17 protein-coding genes are annotated in these 20,603 nt (G+C 60.9%); 6 read left to right on the forward strand and 11 right to left on the reverse strand.

Features of this window, described 5'->3' with window-relative positions; genetic code table 11:
• Nucleotides 1-94: 94 nt before the first annotated feature.
• Nucleotides 95-739, reverse strand: a complete 645-nt coding sequence (locus ACZ7GB_RS09600; protein WP_472158438.1) for an ArsR/SmtB family transcription factor — start codon at nucleotides 737-739, stop codon at nucleotides 95-97.
• A 103-nt stretch (nucleotides 740-842) separates the two neighbouring features.
• Here ACZ7GB_RS09600 and ACZ7GB_RS09605 point away from each other — a divergent pair, with 103 nt between their 5' ends.
• From ACZ7GB_RS09605 to ACZ7GB_RS09615, 3 genes are all read left to right on the forward strand, one after another.
• Entirely contained in the window at nucleotides 843-1,694 is an 852-nt protein-coding gene (locus tag ACZ7GB_RS09605; protein WP_472158439.1) for a sterol desaturase family protein, read from the forward strand.
• Between the two features lie 140 nt (nucleotides 1,695-1,834).
• The gene (locus ACZ7GB_RS09610; protein ID WP_472158440.1) at nucleotides 1,835-2,551 is read left to right on the forward strand and encodes a DUF1499 domain-containing protein; all 717 of its coding nucleotides are present in this window, start codon (nucleotides 1,835-1,837) and stop codon (nucleotides 2,549-2,551) included.
• Nucleotides 2,552-2,575: 24 nt separating this feature from the next.
• The gene (locus ACZ7GB_RS09615; protein ID WP_078549168.1) at nucleotides 2,576-3,001 is read left to right on the forward strand and encodes a rhodanese-like domain-containing protein; all 426 of its coding nucleotides are present in this window, start codon (nucleotides 2,576-2,578) and stop codon (nucleotides 2,999-3,001) included.
• Nucleotides 3,002-3,564: 563 nt separating this feature from the next.
• On the opposite strand, the gene ACZ7GB_RS09620 is transcribed toward ACZ7GB_RS09615, so the two are convergent.
• Both ACZ7GB_RS09620 and ACZ7GB_RS09625 read right to left on the reverse strand, forming a co-directional pair.
• Nucleotides 3,565-5,001: an HWE histidine kinase domain-containing protein gene (locus ACZ7GB_RS09620; protein ID WP_472158441.1), complete on the reverse strand. Its 1,437-nt coding sequence runs from the start codon at nucleotides 4,999-5,001 to the stop codon at nucleotides 3,565-3,567.
• Nucleotides 5,002-5,526: 525 nt separating this feature from the next.
• Complete coding sequence (locus tag ACZ7GB_RS09625; protein WP_472158442.1) at nucleotides 5,527-6,705, reverse strand: MFS transporter; 1,179 nt, start codon at nucleotides 6,703-6,705, stop codon at nucleotides 5,527-5,529.
• Between the two features lie 97 nt (nucleotides 6,706-6,802).
• On the opposite strand from ACZ7GB_RS09625, the gene ACZ7GB_RS09630 reads away from it, so the two are divergent.
• Complete coding sequence (locus tag ACZ7GB_RS09630) at nucleotides 6,803-7,693, forward strand: LysR family transcriptional regulator (protein WP_472158477.1); 891 nt, start codon at nucleotides 6,803-6,805, stop codon at nucleotides 7,691-7,693.
• Between the two features lie 224 nt (nucleotides 7,694-7,917).
• Nucleotides 7,918-8,523, forward strand: coding sequence for a hypothetical protein (locus ACZ7GB_RS09635; protein ID WP_472158444.1), 606 nt, complete (start codon nucleotides 7,918-7,920; stop codon nucleotides 8,521-8,523).
• Nucleotides 8,524-8,710: 187 nt separating this feature from the next.
• On the opposite strand, the gene ACZ7GB_RS09640 is transcribed toward ACZ7GB_RS09635, so the two are convergent.
• From ACZ7GB_RS09640 to ACZ7GB_RS09660, 5 genes are all read right to left on the reverse strand, one after another.
• Entirely contained in the window at nucleotides 8,711-9,733 is a 1,023-nt protein-coding gene (locus ACZ7GB_RS09640) for a hypothetical protein (protein ID WP_472158445.1), read from the reverse strand.
• Complete coding sequence (locus ACZ7GB_RS09645) at nucleotides 9,720-10,112, reverse strand: hypothetical protein (RefSeq protein WP_472158446.1); 393 nt, start codon at nucleotides 10,110-10,112, stop codon at nucleotides 9,720-9,722. The genes ACZ7GB_RS09640 and ACZ7GB_RS09645 overlap by 14 nt, the downstream gene beginning before the upstream one ends.
• Nucleotides 10,113-10,535: 423 nt before the next feature.
• Nucleotides 10,536-11,597 carry a dipeptidase gene (locus ACZ7GB_RS09650; RefSeq protein WP_472158448.1) on the reverse strand — a complete coding sequence of 354 codons (1,062 nt, stop codon included), beginning with the start codon at nucleotides 11,595-11,597 and terminating at the stop codon, nucleotides 10,536-10,538.
• Between the two features lie 775 nt (nucleotides 11,598-12,372).
• Entirely contained in the window at nucleotides 12,373-14,739 is a 2,367-nt protein-coding gene (locus ACZ7GB_RS09655; protein ID WP_472158449.1) for a 1-deoxy-D-xylulose-5-phosphate synthase N-terminal domain-containing protein, read from the reverse strand.
• Between the two features lie 16 nt (nucleotides 14,740-14,755).
• A complete protein-coding gene (locus ACZ7GB_RS09660; protein WP_472158450.1) occupies nucleotides 14,756-15,958 on the reverse strand; it encodes a methionine gamma-lyase in 1,203 nt (400 codons plus the stop codon).
• A 110-nt stretch (nucleotides 15,959-16,068) separates the two neighbouring features.
• Between ACZ7GB_RS09660 and ACZ7GB_RS09665 the strand changes: the two genes are divergently transcribed.
• The gene (locus tag ACZ7GB_RS09665) at nucleotides 16,069-16,524 is read left to right on the forward strand and encodes an Lrp/AsnC family transcriptional regulator (protein WP_472158451.1); all 456 of its coding nucleotides are present in this window, start codon (nucleotides 16,069-16,071) and stop codon (nucleotides 16,522-16,524) included.
• 340 nt (nucleotides 16,525-16,864) lie between these two features.
• Here the strand turns inward: ACZ7GB_RS09665 and ACZ7GB_RS09670 are convergent, their stop codons facing one another.
• The 3 genes from ACZ7GB_RS09670 to ACZ7GB_RS09680 all read right to left on the reverse strand — a co-directional run.
• Complete coding sequence (locus ACZ7GB_RS09670; protein ID WP_472158453.1) at nucleotides 16,865-18,205, reverse strand: NAD(P)/FAD-dependent oxidoreductase; 1,341 nt, start codon at nucleotides 18,203-18,205, stop codon at nucleotides 16,865-16,867.
• Nucleotide 18,206: 1 nt separating this feature from the next.
• The gene (locus ACZ7GB_RS09675) at nucleotides 18,207-19,700 is read right to left on the reverse strand and encodes an aldehyde dehydrogenase (protein ID WP_472158454.1); all 1,494 of its coding nucleotides are present in this window, start codon (nucleotides 19,698-19,700) and stop codon (nucleotides 18,207-18,209) included.
• Between the two features lie 3 nt (nucleotides 19,701-19,703).
• Nucleotides 19,704-20,603 (reverse strand): dihydrodipicolinate synthase family protein (locus tag ACZ7GB_RS09680; protein WP_472158455.1); only part of this gene is annotated, 900 nt, incomplete at its 5' end.

Genomic DNA, 20,603 nt, shown 5'->3' on the forward strand with positions numbered 1-20,603 from the left:
TGGGCGACTCATCATGGCATTTCGAAGGCCTCGCACGCAGTGCGCTCACATAGTCAGACCGACGCGTTGCGGCATCGAATAAGGCCTTTGTAGATCAGGATGTTGCCTGAATGGCTCGACCGTCTTCGCGCCACTCAGGCAGACCGCCGTCAAGACGACGAGCGTTGAAGCCATTCTTGCGCAAGAACGCCACGGCTTGGTGGGCGTAGACACAGTATGGACCACGACAATAGGCCACAATCTCGGTGTTCCGGTCGAGATCCGTCAGGAACTTGTCCAGCTCCGTCACGGCCATGTTGAGTGCGCCCGGGATATGTGCATCGGCGAACTCGTCGGCGGGGCGCACGTCGAGGACGGTCACCGACCCTTCACTCAGTCGAGCGGCAAGCTCGTCGCGGTTGATCGGTTCCGGCGCATCTTCGCCGTTCGATATTCCGCGCAGAATCTCCCCAACCTGTGCGAGGTTCCTTTCGGCCACATCGCCCAAAATTCCCAACAACGTCAGCGTCCTCGCGTCGGTCAGCCTGTAGATTATCGCCTTGCCGTCGCGCCGATTGGTGACAAGGCCAGCGCGCCGCAATTGCTGCAAATGCTGCGAACAGTTCGCGACAGTGAGCCCGGTTTTTTCCGCAAGCGCCTCTACCCTGCGCTCGCTCTGGGCGAGCTGCTCAAGAAGCATAAGGCGTGCGGGGGCCGACAAGGCCCGCGCGACAAGGGCGTATTCTTCGAGAAGGGCCATCTTCGGGCTAATTGACATGGGCTGCCTCGGGATATTACATCACTCAATCGAATAATTGAATGATAGCGAATCCAGCCTGCGCCACAAGAGCAAGGCCGAACACATGACCGAAACGATCCTCTCTGCCGAGCCGACGATCCGACTTGCCGCTTTCTTGGGCGTGTTGGCGGCGATGGCGTTGTGGGAGCTCGCGGCACCCCGGCGGCGCAGAGAGATCCCGCGCCTGATCCGGTGGTCGAACAATATCGCCATGGTCTTTTTGGACACGGTGATCCTGCGCCTGGCATTCCCGATCCTCGCTGTCAGATTGGCCGTCATGGCCGAGGACCGAGGCTGGGGGCTGTTCAATAATCTGGAGTGGCCGACTTGGGCGGCCATCCTTGTTTCGATGCTGGTGCTCGATTTGGCGATTTACCTTCAGCACGTCATGTTCCACGCAGTCCCCGGTCTTTGGCGGCTACATAGGATGCACCATGCCGATCTCGACTTCGACGCAACGACGGGCCTGCGGTTCCATCCGCTGGAAATCCTGATCTCGATGGGGATCAAGCTGGCGGTGGTCGCGGCGCTCGGGCCGCCTGCGGTCGCGGTGCTGCTGTTCGAGGTGATCCTGAATGCGACCGCGCTTTTCAACCACGCTAATATCGATCTGCCGCGTCCGGTTGATAGAGTGCTGCGCCTGATCGTGGTCACGCCCGACATGCATCGCGTCCACCATTCCGTCGATCCGCGTGAGACCAATTCGAACTACGGCTTCAACCTGCCCTGGTGGGATCGGCTATTAGGCACCTATGCCGCGCAACCGGCAAAGGGGCATCAGGACATGGAGATCGGGATCGAACAGTTCCGCACGCGCCGTGACCTTTGGATCGACAGGATGCTGCTCCAGCCCCTGCGTGGCCCGGTTTCGGGCCATGCTCTCGACCCACGCATCGCGGTGGAGGAAGAGGAATGACTTATACCCTCGGCATCCGCGAGAACCTGCGCCCCTTTCTTGAACAGCTCTTGCAGGTGTTCTTTTCGCCTTTCAGGCGGCCCGTTGATCCTTGAACACGCACCCGCGCTTAAATCCCGCCCCCGATCAGGAAGAGACAGATGCTTGAATTCATAACGCGACGCCTTGGCTATGTGGCGATCTTTCTGGGCCTTGTGTCCCTTGCGCTTCTTGCTTTGTCCGTCTGGGGGTATCGTGCGGGCGGATGGTCCTGGCCCCAAGCCTATAACATCGCCGGTTGGGGTGTCTGGGCGGCCTTAGTGGGGGTCGTCGCAGCGCTCGTGACCTTGGCGGGGGCTATCCGCAAGAGCCGCGGTGCCAGCATTGCGCTGATTGGTCTTATCCTGTCATTGCCCGTTGTAGGCCTCGGAGCGGCTTTCGAAATCGCCGCTTGGACGACACCGCCGATAAACGACATCTCGACCGATACCGAAGACCCGCCGGTCTACTGGTTCACCGCGACCCCAACGGACTACCCGGCGCAGAATGCCGAGCCACAACGCTCCGCCTATCCGGACGTGCGCCCGCTGGACCTTCCGATCCCGGTCGAGGATGCATTCGCAGAGGCGTTGACCCTTGTCGAAACGCGTGGCTGGGAGGTTCTCTCTGCCGACCCTGCGGAAAACCAGATCGAAGCCATCGCCCGAAGCCACGTCTTCGGCTTCGAAGACGAGGTTGCAGTTCGGGTTACCGGCACCGAGACAGGCTGCCGCATCGACATGCGGTCACGCTCGCGCCTTGGGCAGATCGACCGCGGTGCCAATGCCCGACGCATCGAGGCGTTCCTTACGGAGCTGCAAGCACAAGTCACCGAATAAGAGCGAAAACCAAGGAGCACCCAGATGAAACTGTCCCACGTCCTTGGCGCGGCCACTGTCGCGCTTTGCCTTCATTCCACTCCCACTTTGGCGCAGGACGCCGCCATCGAGGCGATGCAGGAATACATGATGTTCTCGGAATATGAGGCCGGCATCATACTGCCGCAACAGATCGACCAGGCCGTCTTTGAAACGGCGCTTTTCGTCGACACACGCGACGCAGAGCAGTTCGACGCTGCCACGATTCCCGGTTCCATCAATATCGAATGGCGCGAAGTGCTGGACCGGATTGACGAGATCCCCGAGGATCGAATGACAGTCCTCTTCTGCAACACCGGCAGTCTGTCCGCCCAAGCAGCATTTGCCCTGCGGGTGGCAGGTCGAACGAACGTCGTCGTCCTGCAAACCGGTTTCGCCGGTTGGGAAAAAGACGCGGCCTACAAGCCCTGATCTGAACCGTTAGTGATGGCTCTGGTCCATGGCGTTGGCCCGAACTGACCGTCGAACGAACTGCTTTGAACGATGTCTCCGAAGCGATGGGGCAACAGAATAGTCGGCTCAGCACAACCTACTATCAGCCGTTCCTTTTCTTGTTCAGTCATTCATCGATACCTTAGCAAAAATCCAATTTCAGCGTCCTTGCAAAACCCTTCGCCCTTGCGGCACAGATCGAGTAAATGCTGCGATCGGCAGGCTTGTCCCGCAGAGCTTGTATAGGAGCCGGAAAGGTGCTGCGGCGGGCCCTGAAGACCGCTTCGGAGAAGCTGCGCTGCAGCGCCGACGAGGACAACGAATGTCTGGTTAGGGCCGATGCCGTATGGAAACGCGCTGGCAAGGCCTACCTGATGCTGGTTGCCGCTCTGTTCGTTTTTGGCGGCCTCAAATCATTCATTCGCTCCCATCGCCGCCTGATGAGCCCATGTTAGGCAAGGCAACATACCCAGAGGGAGGAGTGACGCTGCCGAATGAATCCGGTCGAGTTTCGCCGCGTCCGCGGGACAACCGCACCGTTCTTATAACTGAGGCGCAACCCCTCGCTTCTCTCGCAACAACGATAATACGCGGTCTACGAGGTCTGCTTCAAAGAATGGTTTGCTTACGATCTCGGTCCCTTCGAACGACGGAGGTAGGTCGGAATGATCGACTTGGCCGCTCAAGATCAGAAAAGGGATTTCGTGTTCAGACAGTTGAGACGCGATCACTTCGGTGGTCTCATGTCGAAGGTTCACGTCCAGCAGCGCAACTTCGGGGAGGCGCCGCAGCGCCTGAAGAGCGCTTACGACGGTCGTGAAAGGACCAAGCACTTCCGCCCCCCGCGAGCTGAAAATCTCGGCGATATCCATGCCGATGATTGGGTCGTCCTCGACGATCATGATCTTTCGACCTGTGCAAGAAGTGTCGTTGCTTGCCTTCGTGTCCGAGGGGGGCTCCGAGGTTTGAGCCGACGCTTCGCCCGCGGCGTCCAAAACCTCGCGTTCAAAGCTATGATGAACCACGATGTCGCAGATCAAACCCTGCCCCGCGAAATCTAAATTGACCGTGCCTTCGTCGCGCATGGCGTTTTGCAGGATGGTCGAGCCTATACCAGTGCGCCGTGTTTTCGCGACGGGAGGCCCACCTTCTTCGGCCCATTGAATCAGAACCTGACGTCCTTCTGCATGAACGATACTGAGTGCGACCTGACCTTTCGGCACAGAAAGCGCTCCGTGCTTTACCGCATTGGTGAGCAATTCATGGAGGATCATTGCCAACGCTTCAGACGCCTCGCCGGAAAACCAAATTTTCGTATTTCCAGTAATTCGAATCCGGCTCTGCCAGCCTTCAAAAGCATTGAGTTCCATTTCGAGGATTTCACTCAAGCTCGAACGCTCAGCCTCGGCGGCGATGAGAATTTTGTTCGCACGCGCCAAGGCGGCGAGCCGTTCCAGCAAAGTCGCGGAAAAGTCTTCGACCGTCGTCGCCTTCTTGCTCGCATGACGGACTATAGAATTCATAATCGCAAAGGTATTCCCGACGCGGTGATTGAGTTCCCGGGATAGCAGCTTGAGGCGGTCTTCGTTCAGCTTCGTCTCGGTGATATCGATCACGTGCCCGATGAGCTTCACAACCTGACCGGAATCAGAGAACTTGGGCATCCCCTTTGCGCTTATCCACCGCTCTGCCCCATCTGCGCGCCGGATACGCGTTTCGAAAGACCAGGGTTCGCCCTTGGCCAGAGACGCCTCGAGCAATTGCTTGACCCGTTCACGATCGTCAGGTTCGACATAAGTCAGGAATCTATCCGCGCTCCATTCGTGCAGGCGCGTATCGTGGCCGAAGATCTGATCATGGCGCAGATTGCGCACCGCTTTTCCCGTCGTAGCATCCAGTTCCCAAATCCCGATCTCGGACGTCGCCAAGATAAGGTCCAAATGGCCGCTGCCGTCCGCCGGCAACTCGAGATCGTTCATGGCTGCTCGCTGGTTGAGATGCATTGATCATACGCTCACGATTATCCCCCCGAAGCAAGCCAATGCTCCGACTTAGCGAAAATTGGCATGCTGTTCCGATGCGCTCAATTTCGGAGATTTGTGGCTGCACATGGCGAACGAGAAAGCGGACTTTCGCCGCACTGACGAGAAATGCCTGCTTAGGGCCGGTTTTGACGGGCGCGCCCACGCTGCAACCGCCAAATAACCCGAGATCGACACGGCTAATTGGGTCTCTGAGCGGATTTGCTGCAGCGCAATGCGGCAGAACCTGGGTCGCCAGGGCTGGGCTGCCACTTGCGGCCCAAACCGGACGTTAGTGCCAAGTGTAGCGAAAGTCCGGTGTCAGACCGTGGTGAAACGCGAAAGTGACTTCGAATACTGCCTGAAGCCTGTATCAAGCAGGCGATAGGCATCGGGCTGCAAAATTGGTGAGCGTGAGGGAGGGGCGGGCGCCCCTCTGTCTTTATGCGCACGCCCGCCCCCATTTTCAGGGCTCAAACCGTATCACTCCACCGGTTGTGGAAACGCACTCTTCGCAAGACGTCCGCTCAACCGGGTCAGCGCCAGACCGACCAGCACGACCACCGCGCCGAGGAACGGCGTGACCGACAGGCCGAGCTGATCGACCGCGAGGCCGCCGACCCAGGCCCCGCCCGCGATGCCAAGGTTGAAGGCGCCGATATTGAGGCCCGAGGCCACATCGACCGCCCCCGGTGCGACGGAACGCGCGATATCGACCACATAGGCCTGCAGGGGCGGCACGTTGCCGAAGGCGAAACCGCCCCAGAACAGCACCACTGCGATGGCGGCCCAAGGCGTGACGAGGCTGAGCCCCAGCAGTGCGAGCGCTAAGGCCAGCCCCGCGAAGATCAGCGTGAGCGCAGGCACCGGCCCGATCCGGTCCGACAGCTTGCCGCCCGCGATATTCCCGACCGCGACCGAGATCCCGTAGAGCAGGATCACGAGGCTCACCGATCCCGCACTAAGTCCCGTCACATCGGTCAGCATCGGCGCGAGATAGGTGAAGGCGATGAAGTTGCCACCGTAGCCCACCGCGGTGATCAGATAGACCAGCAGAAGCCGCGGCGAGGTCAGAACGCTTAGTTGTTGCTTCAGCGACGGCGACGCCCCGCGCGGCAGGTTCGACGGCACCAGCAAAGCCGAGGCGATGAAGCCGATCACGCCCAGCCCGACCACGCCGAGGAAGGTGGCGTGCCAGCCGAAATGCGCCCCGATCCATGTGCCAAACGGCACGCCGGTCACCAGCGCAACGGTCAGGCCCATGAAGACCATGGCGATCGCGCTCGATTCCTTTTCGCGCGGCACGAGGCTCGTCGCGATGGTCGAGGCGATGGCGAAGAACACCCCATGTGCGAGGCCGGTGATGAACCGTGCCGCGATCAGCGCACCGTAGCTGGGCGCGACCGCCGCGAAAGCGTTCCCGCCGATGAACAGAGCCAGCAGCGCCAAGAGCAGCGTCTTGCGCGGCAGCCGGTCGGCGAGCGCGGTCAGCACCGGCGCACCGATGGTCACGCCAAGTGCATAGAGGCTCACGAGAAGCCCCGCCGAGGGCAGCGGCACACCCAGCGACTGGGCGATGGTGGGGATAAGGCCGACGATCACGAACTCGGTCGTGCCGACGGCAAAGGCGCTGATCGTGAGCGCCCAGAGAGCAAGAGGCATGTCGATCTCCCTTTGGTTGGATTGGATATCGACAACCCATCTGTCATGGGTCAGGCTTTGCGTGAACAAGCATCTCCGGAAAGGATCATTGCGTAAAATGCACGAATTGCCGCAAACCCGCGATCTGGCGACCTTCGTGGGTGTCGTAGAGGCGGGCGGTTTCGCCGAAGCCGCCCGGCGCTGGGGTGTGGCGCCTTCGACGCTGAGCCGCTCGGTGAGCCGGTTGGAGGAGCAGCTTTCGGTGGTCCTTCTGCGTCGCACGACGCGGGCGCTGGAACTGACCTCGGAGGGGCGCGACCTGCTGGAAGCCGCGCGTGAGATCGTCGACCGGACCGAGGCGCTGGCCGATCTCGCGACGCAAGGCGGCACGCCGCGCGGACCGCTTCGGATCAACGCGCCGGTGCCGTGGGTGCTGCATGTGCTCGCCCCCGCTCTGCCCGATTTCACCGCACGCTATCCCGAGATCGAGATCAGCATCGAGATGACCGACAGCGTCGTCGACCTGATCGGCGCGCAGGCCGATGTCGCGATCCGGATGGGCACGCTGGGCGATAGCGAGCTGCTGCGCCGCCCTTTGGGCCACGCCGTGTGGCGGCTCGTGGCCGCGCCGGACTATCTTGCACGTCACGGCACCCCCGAGACGCCGCAAGATCTGCCTTGGTTCCGGCAGGTGCGCTTCCAGAGCCCCGCTCATATCAACGAATTGCGCTTCGACGATGACCCCGAACCGGTTGCACTCGCGCCCTCGGTCACGGCGGGGAATGGCGAGGCGGCCCGTGCGCTCGTCTGCGCTGGTCTCGGGATAGCGCGGTTTTCCGATTTCATGGTGGCGCGGGACATTGCGGAAGGGCGGTTGGTAGAGCTGTTTCCCGGCAGGCTCTGCGCCGATCCCCTGCCGGTTCAAGCCGTCTACATGACGCGTGCGGCCGGGCTTCGAAGACTTGGGGCATTTCTCGACTGGCTGAGTGAGGTAGGCGGATCGCAATAACGGGATCGATCCGCGGAGCGCTTGAACAAGCTAGCCCACAACGCCTATCCACTTCCGGCCCAAAGGAGACATCTGTCCCGCGCCTCTCCGCTGCAGCGCAGATTCACCAGAGCCGACGTTGGTGGGGTGTGCCGCGTGTGGATTTTTCGGACAGCTGCGTTAGGTAAAACGGAGCTTGAGGCGGTCAGGAGGAGTGCATATAGTAAGGCAATTAGGAGGCTGGAATGATTGAACCAGATATTCAGTTGCTTAATTCGAAACTATCTAAGCTCCAAAAGGCAGTCAGCGAAGGGCGTTCTCGATCCTATTGCCTTTCCAAATGGAGTGATTTCGTGCGCTATCGTGACGGTCAAAGGTGTGTCGACTGTCATGAAGCGAATGGATTGGCAGCTCATCACATTTTCAGAAAAGTGATAGCTAGTCCGGCACAGTTTGATCCAGGCAATGGGATCACACTATGTAGGCAGTGTCACAAAGACTGTCACAAAGATTTCAACCGCCGCCCGAATATGTCTCTGCCAATAGATGCAGAAGGGGGTGAAAAGCTAGAAGTGATGGAAAGATTATATTGTATTTTATACCAAGACTCCGTCGAACGTGACTTGGCGCATGAGTCATTTTATTCTCTGAGCGCCATAGTGATTTCGATGCTGAAAAAAATGCAGGGATATTCAGCAAACTCCCATTTTCCAGGCTCATCGCTTCAGCAAGCTTTTATGATCCTAGCGACTTGCGAGAAACAAACAAGAGATGCACTCTTGGCAGCTAACGGGTTTTCAGTTGGAGCCGAGCCAATCCTGCCTGGCACTATGCAAATTTTTCTGAAGTAGAGTCATCGGCCTACTACGGACCTTCGCCAAGATCGCTTATGCTGCGGTGCGGTTGCCCAAAATCAGCTATCGGTGGAGTCGTGCAGCACTATCTGGCGAGCCAAGGGCTGAGTTAGGTGCGTCCCGCTGCGAAGGTGGCATGACTGAGCTGGACAGTCAAACTTCAGCTTGGTAGAAATCCAGTTTTTTATGCTTCCCGCTCAAATGCCATTCGACCTTCGGCGAAGAAAGAGGCGGCCGCGTCAATCCTGCGAAAGATAGCAAGCATGACCTTAGCGAATACAAGCGGATTGCTTTCGCAAAGCGATTCGACTCTATCAAGTCCGGTCAGAACGAGCTTTCCTCCAAGCTCTTTAGCGCCCTCGCGGATGGTCGTCGCGTGAACGGAATTCAGGTCGAACCTTTCTGCGGCAAGTCCAAGGAATTTCTCTCTAGTCAAGAGATCTCGAAGTTTCTTGTGTGACTCTCGTATATCGTTTCGGTTAATTGTATAGTTTGAAATGATCTTTTCAATCTCGGAGAAGTGCTCGGGGAGCCCGTTCATGCGCACGTCGCCAGGGGAATTATATTCTATCCCATCCAGGCTGAGTTTTTCGCCTCTCGGAAGGCAGTCTTGGAGTTCGTCGAACATGTGCATGTAGCTCGATCCACCCTTAAACGGCTTTCGGCCAAATGCATTCTTGATGCGGCCTTTATAGGCTTGCTCCACGTCGGTGCGCCCATAATTTTTGAGAGCTGCCGAGAAGAAATATATATCCGAGTAGCGCTGATAGAATGCGCCAAACTCATTGAGCTCCCATTCTCCGTCGATAAAGAGCTGCTCCTCACCGTCGGCTTCCTCATAATCTCCAAATTCTTCCGTATGGCTGGATGAGAAGATGCCATGGGAGGGTAGAAGGCTCTCGGGAAACTCCTGTTCACGAGGCCGCAACATAACCTCATCGTCTTTCATATCGTCAGAGTGGAAAACATAGAGTGAACGATGAAACGGGTATGTGAATAGGTAGCGAACATCTACGAATCCACCGAGATACCGATCCCAATTCTTAGCTGTAACGCTGGCAGCGATGTGATCGAACCTCTCGTCTCCCTGCTCGGGCACGGCAACGACGATCACCATCGACTTGCCTGCCGTAAGGCAAAACAGTTGCGGCTCGTCGAACACAACGAGATCAGCCTTAAAGACAGCCTTTCGCCTACGCTGCGTCACTTTGGATCACCTCCACAACAGAACTCACTGGATCAAAGGAATTGAACATCCAGAAGTGTATGTGGCCTTTCTTGTTCACCAGAGATTTTCCTGAGCCAATGGGGATCGAGACCCTTGCAACAGGTTTTTCCCGAAGCTTTGGAAATTTACGTGCAGTCTTGAAACCATCGCAATGTTCGTTGGCGAATAGGGAACAAGAAGCAAGATCGCAGGGATCCGCGTTTCGTCTTGTCTTTCCAAGAGCCGCGTAGGACAGGAAATCTTGAATAGTAATGGAGGAAACATCGCCTTCGGACACGAACCGCAGAACACCATCGAGAGCCTGATCCATCGCAGTAGAAGGCGGGCACTGGTCGGGCAACTTTTCAAAATACGGCACATTCCCTCCAAAAGTTTTCCGATTATTTAACTGAACTCTCACGGGATTGTCTATCCGGCGACGTGTGGCCGAGCGTAGGTGTGTTATGATTATCAAGCCTCTGACAAAGCCGGTCTTGGCGCCTGATCGAAGTTCATGGCTCTACCTTCTTCATGCCGGTGAGGGAGAAGGTCACGCGGGAATCCGACGACGCGAGCGGTTCGCTGTTCAGCTACGTGGATCTTGAAGCCCACATTTCGACCTGCCAAAGCATGCAGAGGGTTTCAACTTCGGTTCTCTGGTAGATCGACTGAAGGTGGAATGAACGCAGCGAACGACTGCTCCCCGCCCGTTGTCCGCGAGGTTAGAAAAGAGCTGAAAGCGATAGTTGAGTGACTGTCCGGCGGGCGAACGGCATCTGCGTATTTGCGAGCTTCGATGCTGTCAGCCGCCCCAAGTCCTCTCGAGCAGCGCCAGCCAATTGCCATGTGCAAGCCTCTCGATCAGCGGCGCATCATAGCCATGGGCGCGCATCGCCTCGATCAGGCGCGGCAGCCCCGCCACGTCGCTGAGATCGGGGGGAACAGCCACTCCGTCGAAATCCGAACCGAGCCCGACCCGGCTCTCGCCCAATGTCTCAATCAGGTGATCGAGGTGACGAAGCATCGGGTCGAACCCGGCGAAAGGTTCTCCCCTGCCGTCCTCGCGCAGAAAACCCAGCCCGTAGTTGAGCCCGACAAGGCCGTCGCTCTCGCGGATCACCGAAAGCTGTCGGTCCGTGAGATTGCGCGACGAGGGGCAGAGCGCATGCGCATTGGAATGGGTGGCGACCAAGGGCGCATCGGAAAGCGCCGCGACGTCGTTAAAGCCTTTCTCGTTCAGGTGGCTGAGGTCGATCATTATCTTCAGCTGATTGCATTCCGCCACCAGCCGTTTGCCTGCCGCGGTCAGCCCGTCTCCGGTATCGGGCGAGGACGGATAAGCGAAAGGCACACCGTTGCCGAAAGCCGTCGGACGAGACCAGACCGGCCCGAGCGAACGCAGCCCCATCGCGTGCCAGACATGCAGCAGGTCGAGATCGGGTCCGATCGCCTCGGCGCCTTCGAAATGCAAGATCGCGGCAATCTTGTTTGCTGCCATCGCGTTGCGGATATCCGCGACAGAGCGACAGATTTTCAGATTCCCCTCACGCTCCATCCACATGAGGTGACCGACCATCTTCATTGCGACGGGCAGTGCGTCCTCAAGCGGAATTTCCTCCGGCAAGGGCAACGAAAAGGGCGGATTTCGCATGATCGCGTCCAAATCGGGATCGTCATGGGCGACCGGCGACGGAATGTAGGCCGCGAAGAACCCGCCAGCGAAACCACCCGCACGCATTCGCGGCAGATCGAGATGGCCCTCTCCGGTATCGCTTAGCCAAGTTGTCTCGCGGGCCTCCGGGGCGCGCAGCAGGCGCAGAAGGAAGTCGTTATGGCCGTCGAAAACCGGAACCGGGGCGCTCATGTGATCTCATCCTCTTTAATTTAGTCTGCGAACGCATTGAGAAGTTCGCGGGTGTGATCGGTTGCGGCACGGAGACTGCAAAGATCGGCACGTGGAGGCCCCCTTGATGGGCCTATCGGGCGTAGCCCGCCAGTTCAGTATTCATAAGGAGGCGTAAGCAATTTGAATCGCTGTAAAAAACTCTGACTCACGCTTCGCGATCCGGGTCGCACCTCAAGCATCTTGTCGCGAAAGCTCTTCATCCGGCGCACTTAACACGGTTCTGATCTTTCTCAGAGCTACAAGTTTGTGAGGGTAAGTTTGAACGTTTTTCGGCACTTAAGTTTTCGGCCCCTAGCGGACGTTGAAGTTGGGAGCCCGTGCCGCGATGCAGCTTCACCGAACCCGCCATTGGTGTATCGCGCAGCAATTCCGGCCTTGGAAACTCGGCTACGCGGGACTTCGCTAACCTTCGCGGCACCTGCTCGGAATTCGCGGCGCCTGCAAACGCGTTTCTTAGGATGGGCGGAATGCGGTCTTTAGTTTCAGACGCGAAGGCAAACACAGACACCCGAGGAGGCGACCTTCCTGCATTCATTCGAGCTTGACCCTGAAAAGTTTGCACAACGAGCATAGAGCTGCCGTTCTTTTTCGGAACATTTGATTTCTGTCTGCCAGGCTCGCTTGGTTGTTCGCCCGAGTGCGATCATCGCGGTTGGGAGAGTTTTCGTCAGGAGTGTCTATCAGAGACAGGGCGCTTGAACCGTCGCTGGCCCGCGTGTCTTGATGTGCGCCTTTAAGCGCACCGCGCGCCCATCGTCAGGCCGTTGACGGAGGCAATGAGTGCTTCGCGGTCGATGCGGAAGTGCCGATAAAGATCGCCGATGGTGCCGGTTTGCCCGAAATGCTCGACCCCATGCGAGATGGTCCGGTGGCCCGCAACCGCGCCGAGCCATCCAAGCGTCGCCGGGTGGCCGTCGATCACCGTCACCAAGGCGCAATGCAGTGGCAGGGGCGCCAGAAGCTGCTCGACATGGGAGCGCGCCGCGCCGTTGCCATGCGCCCGTTCGCGTTGCGCCGCCGTCCAGCCCGCATTCAGCCGGTCGGCCGAGGTTACGGCCAGCACGCCGACGTCCCGGCGCGCCTCCGCGATGATGCCCGCTGCGGCGATAGCTTCATCGGCGACGGCGCCCTGATAGGCGATCACCACCTCGCAATTCGGCCCCGGCGGACGCAGCCAGTAGGCCCCGTCAATGGCACCCTGCCGGAAGGCGTCGTCATGCCGCTTGCCGGGCTGCTCCAGCGGTTTCGTCGTCAGACGCAGATAGACCGATCCGCCGGTCTCGTCGCGGAGCCAGGTCCGTTCGTCGGGGTCCCCCTCGCCATCGCGCTGGAGATAGTCGAAGGCCCATTCCATGATGACCGCCAGCTCGTCTGCGAAAGCGGGCTCGAAGCTCGCCAGCCCGTCCTGTGCCATCCCGGTAAGCGGCGTTCCGATCGACTGATGCGCCCCGCCTTCGGGTGCCAAAGTCACGCCCGAGGGGGTGCCGACGATCAGGAACCGCGCATCCTGATAACAGGCGTAGTTCAGCGCATCGAGGCCGCGATGGATGAAGGGGTCATAGACCGTGCCGATCGGGATCATGCGCTTGCCGAACAGGCTATGCGACAGGCCCGCCGCCCCAAGCAGCAGAAACAGGTTCATCTCTGCGATGCCAAGCTCGATATGCTGGCCCTGCGGGGTGAACTCCCATTTCGCGGTCGAGGGGATGCGATGCTCGATGAAAGCATCCTCCCGCGCGGTGCGGGCGAAGAGCTTGCGCCGGTTGACCCAAGGCCCGAGCGAGGTGGTGCCGGTGACGTCGGGCGAGGTGGTCACGATCCGTTCGACCAGCGCGCTGTCGCCCTTGGCGAGATCCTCGAGGATCTTGCCGAAGGCCGCCTGCGTCGAGATCTCCCGATCGGTCGCGACCGAGAGCGCGGGCGCGTGCAGTTTCGCATCGCTGTAGCGACGCGCACCCTGGGCGAAGAAGGGCACGCGATCGAGGAAGGTGCGCAAGCTCTCGACATCGTCGACCGTCGCGAAAGGCTCCCATTCCTGACCCCCGGGCACGTTCATATGGCGCTGCCATTCGGCCATTTGCGCCTTGGTCATCAGCCCGCCGTGATTGTCCTTGTGTCCTGCGATGGGCGTGCCCCAGCCCTTGATCGTATAGGCCAGGAAACAGGTCGGCCGGTCATGGTCGATGGACGCGAAAGTCTCGGCCATGGTCTCGACGCAGTTGCCGCCGAGGTTTTCCATCAGGGCCGCCAGTTCCGCATCCGAGTGCCGCTCGATCAACGCCGTCACATCGCCCTGATCGCCCAGATCATCCATCAGCCGTTTACGCCAGACCGCGCCGCCCATATAGGTCAGCGCCGAGTAGTCCGCGTTCGGGCAGGCGTCGATCCAGTCGCGCAGGGCCGCGCCGCCGGGTTCCTCGAAGGCCGCGCGTTGCAGCGCGCCGTATTTCACCCGCACCACGTCCCAGCCAAAGGCCTCGAAGATTTTCTCGACCCGTCCGAACAGCCCCTCGCGCACGATCCCGTCGAGCGACTGGCGGTTGTAGTCGATGATCCACCAGCAATTGCGCAGGTCGTTCTTCCAGCCCTCTTGCAGAGCCTCGTAGACATTGCCCTCGTCCAGCTCGGCATCGCCCACCAGCGCCACCATGCGCCCGAGCGGCAGATCCGCGCCCCAATCCTTCGCCGCGACATAATCCTGCACCAGAGATGCAAAGGCGGTGATCGCGACGCCAAGCCCGACCGAACCGGTAGAGAAATCCACGTCATCGACATCCTTGGTGCGGCTCGGGTAGCTCTGCACGCCGCCGAGGCCCCGGAACGCTTCCATCTTCTCGCGGGTCTGCTGGCCCATGAGATACTGGATCGCATGAAAGACCGGCGACGCGTGCGGCTTGACCGCCACGCGATCCTCGGGCCGCAGCGCCGAGAAATAGAGCGCCGTCATGATCGACACCATTGATGCCGAAGAGGCCTGATGACCGCCGATCTTGATGCCATCCACCTTGGGACGGATGTGGTTGGCGTGGTGGATCATCCAGTGCGACAGCCAAAGCAGCCGCTGCTCGAGGATTTTCAGGTGCTGTGCGTCGGAGCTCATCCTAACCTCGCAAGTTTCAGGCGCTGCGCATGACGCGCGCGGGCGCAAGGGCGCCATCCAGATCATCGAGGATATCCGACACGTCTTCCAGCCCGACCGAGAGCCGGATCAGCCCGTCGCTGATGCCATGCACCGTCCGTTCCTCGGGGGTGTAGGTGGAATGGGTCATCGAGGCGGGGTGCTGGATCAGGGTTTCCGCATCGCCCAGCGACACCGCCCGCGCGATCATGCGCAGCCCATTCATCATCCGCCGCCCGGCCTCGAGACCGCCTTTCAATTCAAAAGCAATCATCGCCCCCGCCTTCGCCATCTGGCGGCTGGCGAGGTCGTGCTGGTCGAAGCTCTTGAGCCCCGGATAATGCACCGCGGCCACCTCGGGATGGTTCTCCAGCCACTCGGCCACCACCTGCGCGCTGGCGCAGTGACGCTCTATCCGCAGGGCAAGGGTTTTCAGGCCGCGCAGGATCAGCATCGCGTTGAAGGGGGCCATCACCGCCCCGGTCATATCTTTCATGCCGACCAGACGGATCTCGGTGATCGCCTCGGCCCGTCCGACCACGACGCCCGCGACCAGATCGCCATGCCCGCCCAGATATTTGGTGGCCGAATGCACTACCAGATCGGCTCCGAGCGTGATCGGCCGCGTCAGATAGGGGGTGGCATAGGTGTTGTCGACGACGACCTGCGCGCCGCGCGAATGGGCGATGGCGGAAACCGCCGCAATGTCGACCAGACGCATGTTCGGATTTGCCGGCGTCTCGAAATAGACCACGCGGGTGCGCCCGGTCATGGCGGCGCTTAGGTTCGTCGGATCGGTAAGGTCGACATGGGTGACCGTGATCCCGAACTTCGTCAGCCCGTGATGCATGAAAGCGAAAGTGCAGCCGTAAAGCGTCTTGTCGACGATCACCTCATCGCCAGGCGACAGAAGCGTCCAGAGAACGGAGGTGATCGCGCCCATGCCGGAGGCGAGCGCAAGCCCCGCCTCGGCCCCCTCCAAATCCGCCACCCGGCGTTCGAGCAAATCGAGCGTGGGGTTCGAGATGCGCGAATAGATATAGCCCGCGCGGTCCCCGGCAAAGGTCTCGCCCCCGGCCTCGGCGGTCTCGAAGGCGAAGGTGGAGGTCAGATGCAGGGGCGGCGTGAGGGCGCCCTCGTGCTCCAGCGGATCGTAGCCGAGGTGAATAGCGCGGGTGGCGAAACCTTGGGATTGGGACATGTGCGACCTCCTGTTTGCAGCAGAATATCGCGGCCCCGCATCTCGTGGATTGCGTTATTGACCTCCATTTGGCATCAGGTTGGCATAATCTGCTAATTAGAGGCCGAAAGATGGATGAAAAAGATCGCCAGATCATCCGCGCCCTGCAACAGGACGGGCGCATGTCGAACCAGAATCTGGCCGCTGCGGTCAATCTTTCGCCATCGCCCTGCCTGCGCCGCTTGCGCAACCTCGAAAAAGAAGGCGTGATCCGCGGCTACGCGGCGCGGGTGGACGCGCGCGCCTATGGGCTGCCGATCACCGCGTTCGTGCGCATCCGCCTCGAGCGGCACGACGAAGCCACCGTCCAGACCTTCGAACGAGAGGTCGGTCGGATGGACGAGGTTCTGGAATGCCATGTGATGACCGGCCAGACCGATTATCAACTGCGCGTCGTCGTCGACTCGCTGGATGATTACGAGCGTTTCATCCGGGCCCGCCTGCACCGCGTCGGGGGCATCGGGTCGATCGACACGAGTTTCGCCTATGGCACGGTGAAAGACAGTATGGTGTTTCCGATGCGTTGATGTCGGCGACCCACGCGGCTTTCTGCTGGCCTCTCTGTCGTTTCAGAATTCCCAGCGACGCTGATCAGCCAGCTTGCGGCCCGAGGGGGAAGCGCCGCCAATGTCCGCTACGGGGCACGTGGTCGCGCCATAAGCCATCGCATCGAACGACGGCGAAGGGACGGAGGTGACGTTGGTGGACGACTGCGGCCCAAACCGAACATTCAGGACAAGCATCGAGTATGTCGGCTATAAGGCGGAAGCCAAGACTCAGTTCGTGGTGGCAACCAGCCGGCGTGTATCGGCGCTCCCTGCACTTTGCCAACTCATTGCCAACGCTCAGGGAAATTCGCACCGAGCCTCACTCATCACGCGCCTGCCATTCCTTCCAGCGCAGCACGACATTCGCGCCAAGGTCACGCACCGGTTTCGGCGGCAGTGATTTCGGCTCCGGCTCGGCCGTGAAATGCGCCGTGATTGGGCTGTGTTCTCCGCAGGCCAGTTCGGCTGCCCCGATGCCTGTGAGCGTGCCGCGGGCGGTGCCGAGGCCGTTCTGGACGCAGGCCGAGAATAGCCCCGGTTCCAACTCGCGCATCACGGAGACCGAATTCAGGCTCAGGCACAAATGCCCCGCCCATTCGAACTCCATCCGCAGGCCCGCGAGCTGCGGGAAGCGGGCGTCGAATTTGCCGCGTTGGATCCGGCCGGCGCGGGTCACGTCATCGGCACGCGCGGCGAGGTCCGAGCGCAGCACCGCGCAGGTGCGGGTGACGATACGATTGCCACCCTGGGCGCTGTCGATCCGGCGCATCGTCGTGCCCATCGGGTTCGAGGGCGTGATCCCCCAACGCGGCGCGCCACCGAGCTTTGCGAGCTGTTCGGCATTAAGTTCCGGGGTCATGGATGCAAATAGGAAGAGCTGCATGAGCCGTCCCTTGGCGAAGCCGAAGCTCTCGAGGTGACCGTTCGTAGCCAGAATGACCCGTGGGCTCGAAACCGTGCCATGCGGCGTCTCGACCCGCCAGTCGGAGCCTTCCCGGGTCAGCGCCGTAACGGGGCTTTGCTCGTGCAGGCTCACGTCCTCGCGGATCAACCCGTAGGCCAGTCCGCGGATATAGCCCGCCGGTTGAAGCATCACGGTGCCGGGTGTGTAGAGACCCGAGCGGTAATATAGGCTGCCGGTCATCTCGGACATCTGCTGCGCGTCGAGCAACTCGTGCCCCTCGCCGAGGCTTTCGAGATGGGCCGCATAGCTCAGATTATGCGCATGGGCGGCGTCGCTGACGGCGCCGTTTACCTTGCCGACCGGGTCGAAATAAGCGGGGTTGATCCCGTAGTCCTCGACCGCCGCGCGAGCGAAGCCGATGGCCGCGCGGTTGAGCGCGATCATCGCGCGGTCATCCCCCGCGCCTGCGTAATCCTCCGAGGTTAGCTCGTGCGGCAGGTCGATCATGAAGCCCGAATTGCGGCCCGCAGCCCCTTCGGCCACGCGCCCGGCCTCAAGCACTGTGATGCGGGCCGATGGCTGCAACTGTCGCAACCGGCGCGCGGCCGACAGCCCGGCAAAGCCCGCGCCCACCACCACGAAATCCGCTACGCTTGCGCCTTCCAGCGGAGGGTGTGCGCCGCGCGGGCCCAGGATCGCGTTCCAAGCGGCGACACCTTGCTCGCGCGGCAGGTAGCGGGCCCGATGGGTGCTCATGTCAGGCGACCGCCTCGTCGGCATCATCGCTCAGGTCCAGCCAGATCGCCTTGAGTTGGGTATACTGGTCGTGCGCGTGAACGCCGTTGTCACGCCCGCCGAAGCCCGACTGCTTCCAGCCGCCGAACGGGGTCGAGATATCGCCCTCGCCGAAGCTGTTGACCGTCACCGTGCCCGCCCTTAGCGCCCGGGCGCCCCGCAGGGCCCGCTTGGCATTGGCGGTGAACAGCGAGGCCGCAAGCCCGTATTCGGTGTCATTGGCCAGCGCGATCGCTTCGTCGAAGCTCTCTACACTCAGCACCGTCAGAACGGGACCGAAGATCTCCTCGCGTGCAAGCCGCGAGTCTGCGTCCGCCTCGATTACGGTCGCCTCGACAAAGCCCTTCTCGGCCTTGCCGCCGAAGACCATCGTCTGAGCCTGTTCGAGATAGGAACAGACCTTGTCGTAATGCGCAGGCGAGACCAGCGCCCCCAGCCGCGTCGCGGGGTCGAGCGGGTCGCCCACGTTCCACGCCTTCGCATGATGCGCAATGCGGGTCAGAAGCTCTTCCTTGACGCCCGACTGCACGATCAGCCGCGAGCTGGCCGAGCAGTTCTCGCCCATGTTCCAGAACGCGCCGTTGACGATGTGCTGGGCCACGCGGTCGAGGTTCTCGGCGTCGTCCATCACGATAGCGGGGTTCTTGCCACCCATCTCCAGCACCACCTCCTTGGCGTTGCTCTCGGCGGAATAGCTCAGGAAACGCTTGCCCGTCGCGGTGGAGCCGGTGAAGGAGATCATGTCCACATCCATGTGGCGGCCCAGCGGCTCGCCCACCTCCGGCCCGGAGCCTGGCAACACGTTCAGCACGCCCTTGGGCAGCCCCGCTTCGATTGCCAGTTCCGCCACGCGCAGCGCGGTGAGCGAGGTTTCCTCGGCCGGTTTCACGATCACCGAACAACCTGAGGCCAGCGCCGGGCCGATCTTCCACGCCAGCATCAGAAGCGGGAAGTTCCATGGCAGCACCAGCCCGACCACGCCGATCGGCTCGCGCACCACCATCGCGATATGGTCGTCCGAGGCGGGCGCGACCTGATCGTAGATCTTGTCGATCACCTCGGCATGCCAGCTCAGACAATGGATCGTCTCGGGCAGATCGACCGTCTCGCAATCGAAGATCGTCTTGCCGCTGTCGAGGCTCTCCATCACCGCCAGCTCGCGTGCATTGCGCTTGATCAGCTTGGCGAGCCGGATCAGCACTTCTTTGCGTTCGCTTGGGTGGAGGCGCGACCAACGTCCGTCCTCGAAGGCATCGCGCGCCTTGCCGACGGCGAAATCCACATCCTCGGGACCGCAGGCGGCGACCTGCGTCAGCACCTTGCCGGTGGCCGGGTTCATCGTGTCGAACGTCTTGCCCGAGATCGCCGGTCGATAGCCGCCGTCGATGAAGGCGTTGCCGGGATGATCCAGCCCCTCCGCGATGGCGCGGTATTCCTGTTGCGTCAGAAGATCCATGTCTCAGCCCTCCGCCTCGATCGTGGCGATCGCGCGTTTGACCACACGCACCACCTGTTCCAATTCGCGCTTGTCGTCCTTGTTGAGCGGGGTGAGCGGCGGGAGCATGCCGCCCGTCTCGATCCCGTTCATCGTCACACCATGCTTGATCGTCTGGATGAACTTGCCGCCTTGTTCGAGCACGCGCATCAGCGGCAGCATCGCCGACATGATCCGGCGCCCCTTGCTGAAATCGCCCTCGATCACACAGGCGTTGTAGAGCGCGACATGCTCCGCTGGCAGGAAGTTCGAGCCGCCACAAACCCAGAACGGTGCGCCCCAAGCAAAAAATTCGAGCGCCTGGTCATCCATCCCGCATCCCATCTGGATATGCGGATAGTCACGAGCCAGCAGATGCACGCGATTGATGTCGCCCGAGCTTTCCTTGATGCCGCAGAAGTTCCGGCTGCGGCCGACGCGGTCCAGGAATTCCTCGCCCATCATCGTGCCGGTCCGGTGCGGGTAGTTATAGAGCATGATCGGCAGGTCGGCCGCCTTGTCGATCGCAAGCGCGTTGAGCGCATTCTCGCGGTCGGTGGGCACCGAGTAAGGCGGCGATGCCAGCAGGATCGCATCGACCCCGATCTCGCGCGCGGCTCTGGCCAGGGCGATGGAGTCGGAGGTAAGCATCGCGCCCGTGCCCAGGACCAGGGGAACCCGACCCGCAATATGCGCATGGGTAAAGCGGGCGATCTCGATCCGCTCCGCGACGGTCTGGGCATAGTTCTCGCCCGTCGAGCCGCCGGTGATCAGACCATGCACGCCCTGTGCGATCACGAAGTCGATCACCTCGGCCAGCCTGTCCCAGGCGACCGAGCCATCGGGCAGCAGCGGCGTGACCAGCGGGGTATAGATCCCCTCGAA

The sequence above is a fragment of the Thioclava sp. PTB-PU3-1 genome, assembly GCF_055666785.1.

Coding starts and splice junctions, on each gene's coding strand:
- ACZ7GB_RS09610 (WP_472158440.1), top strand. CDS start 1,835: ATGCTTGAATTCATAACGCGACGCCTTGGCTATGTGGCGATCTTTCTG.
- ACZ7GB_RS09665 (WP_472158451.1), top strand. CDS start 16,069: ATGGATGAAAAAGATCGCCAGATCATCCGCGCCCTGCAACAGGACGGG.
- ACZ7GB_RS09605 (WP_472158439.1), top strand. CDS start 843: ATGACCGAAACGATCCTCTCTGCCGAGCCGACGATCCGACTTGCCGCT.
- ACZ7GB_RS09625 (WP_472158442.1), bottom strand. CDS start 6,705: ATGCCTCTTGCTCTCTGGGCGCTCACGATCAGCGCCTTTGCCGTCGGC.
- ACZ7GB_RS09655 (WP_472158449.1), bottom strand. CDS start 14,739: ATGAGCTCCGACGCACAGCACCTGAAAATCCTCGAGCAGCGGCTGCTT.
- ACZ7GB_RS09615 (WP_078549168.1), top strand. CDS start 2,576: ATGAAACTGTCCCACGTCCTTGGCGCGGCCACTGTCGCGCTTTGCCTT.
- ACZ7GB_RS09650 (WP_472158448.1), bottom strand. CDS start 11,597: ATGAGCGCCCCGGTTCCGGTTTTCGACGGCCATAACGACTTCCTTCTG.
- ACZ7GB_RS09660 (WP_472158450.1), bottom strand. CDS start 15,958: ATGTCCCAATCCCAAGGTTTCGCCACCCGCGCTATTCACCTCGGCTAC.
- ACZ7GB_RS09630 (WP_472158477.1), top strand. CDS start 6,803: ATGCACGAATTGCCGCAAACCCGCGATCTGGCGACCTTCGTGGGTGTC.
- ACZ7GB_RS09675 (WP_472158454.1), bottom strand. CDS start 19,700: ATGGATCTTCTGACGCAACAGGAATACCGCGCCATCGCGGAGGGGCTG.
- ACZ7GB_RS09620 (WP_472158441.1), bottom strand. CDS start 5,001: ATGAACGATCTCGAGTTGCCGGCGGACGGCAGCGGCCATTTGGACCTT.
- ACZ7GB_RS09600 (WP_472158438.1), bottom strand. CDS start 739: ATGGCCCTTCTCGAAGAATACGCCCTTGTCGCGCGGGCCTTGTCGGCC.
- ACZ7GB_RS09635 (WP_472158444.1), top strand. CDS start 7,918: ATGATTGAACCAGATATTCAGTTGCTTAATTCGAAACTATCTAAGCTC.
- ACZ7GB_RS09670 (WP_472158453.1), bottom strand. CDS start 18,205: ATGAGCACCCATCGGGCCCGCTACCTGCCGCGCGAGCAAGGTGTCGCC.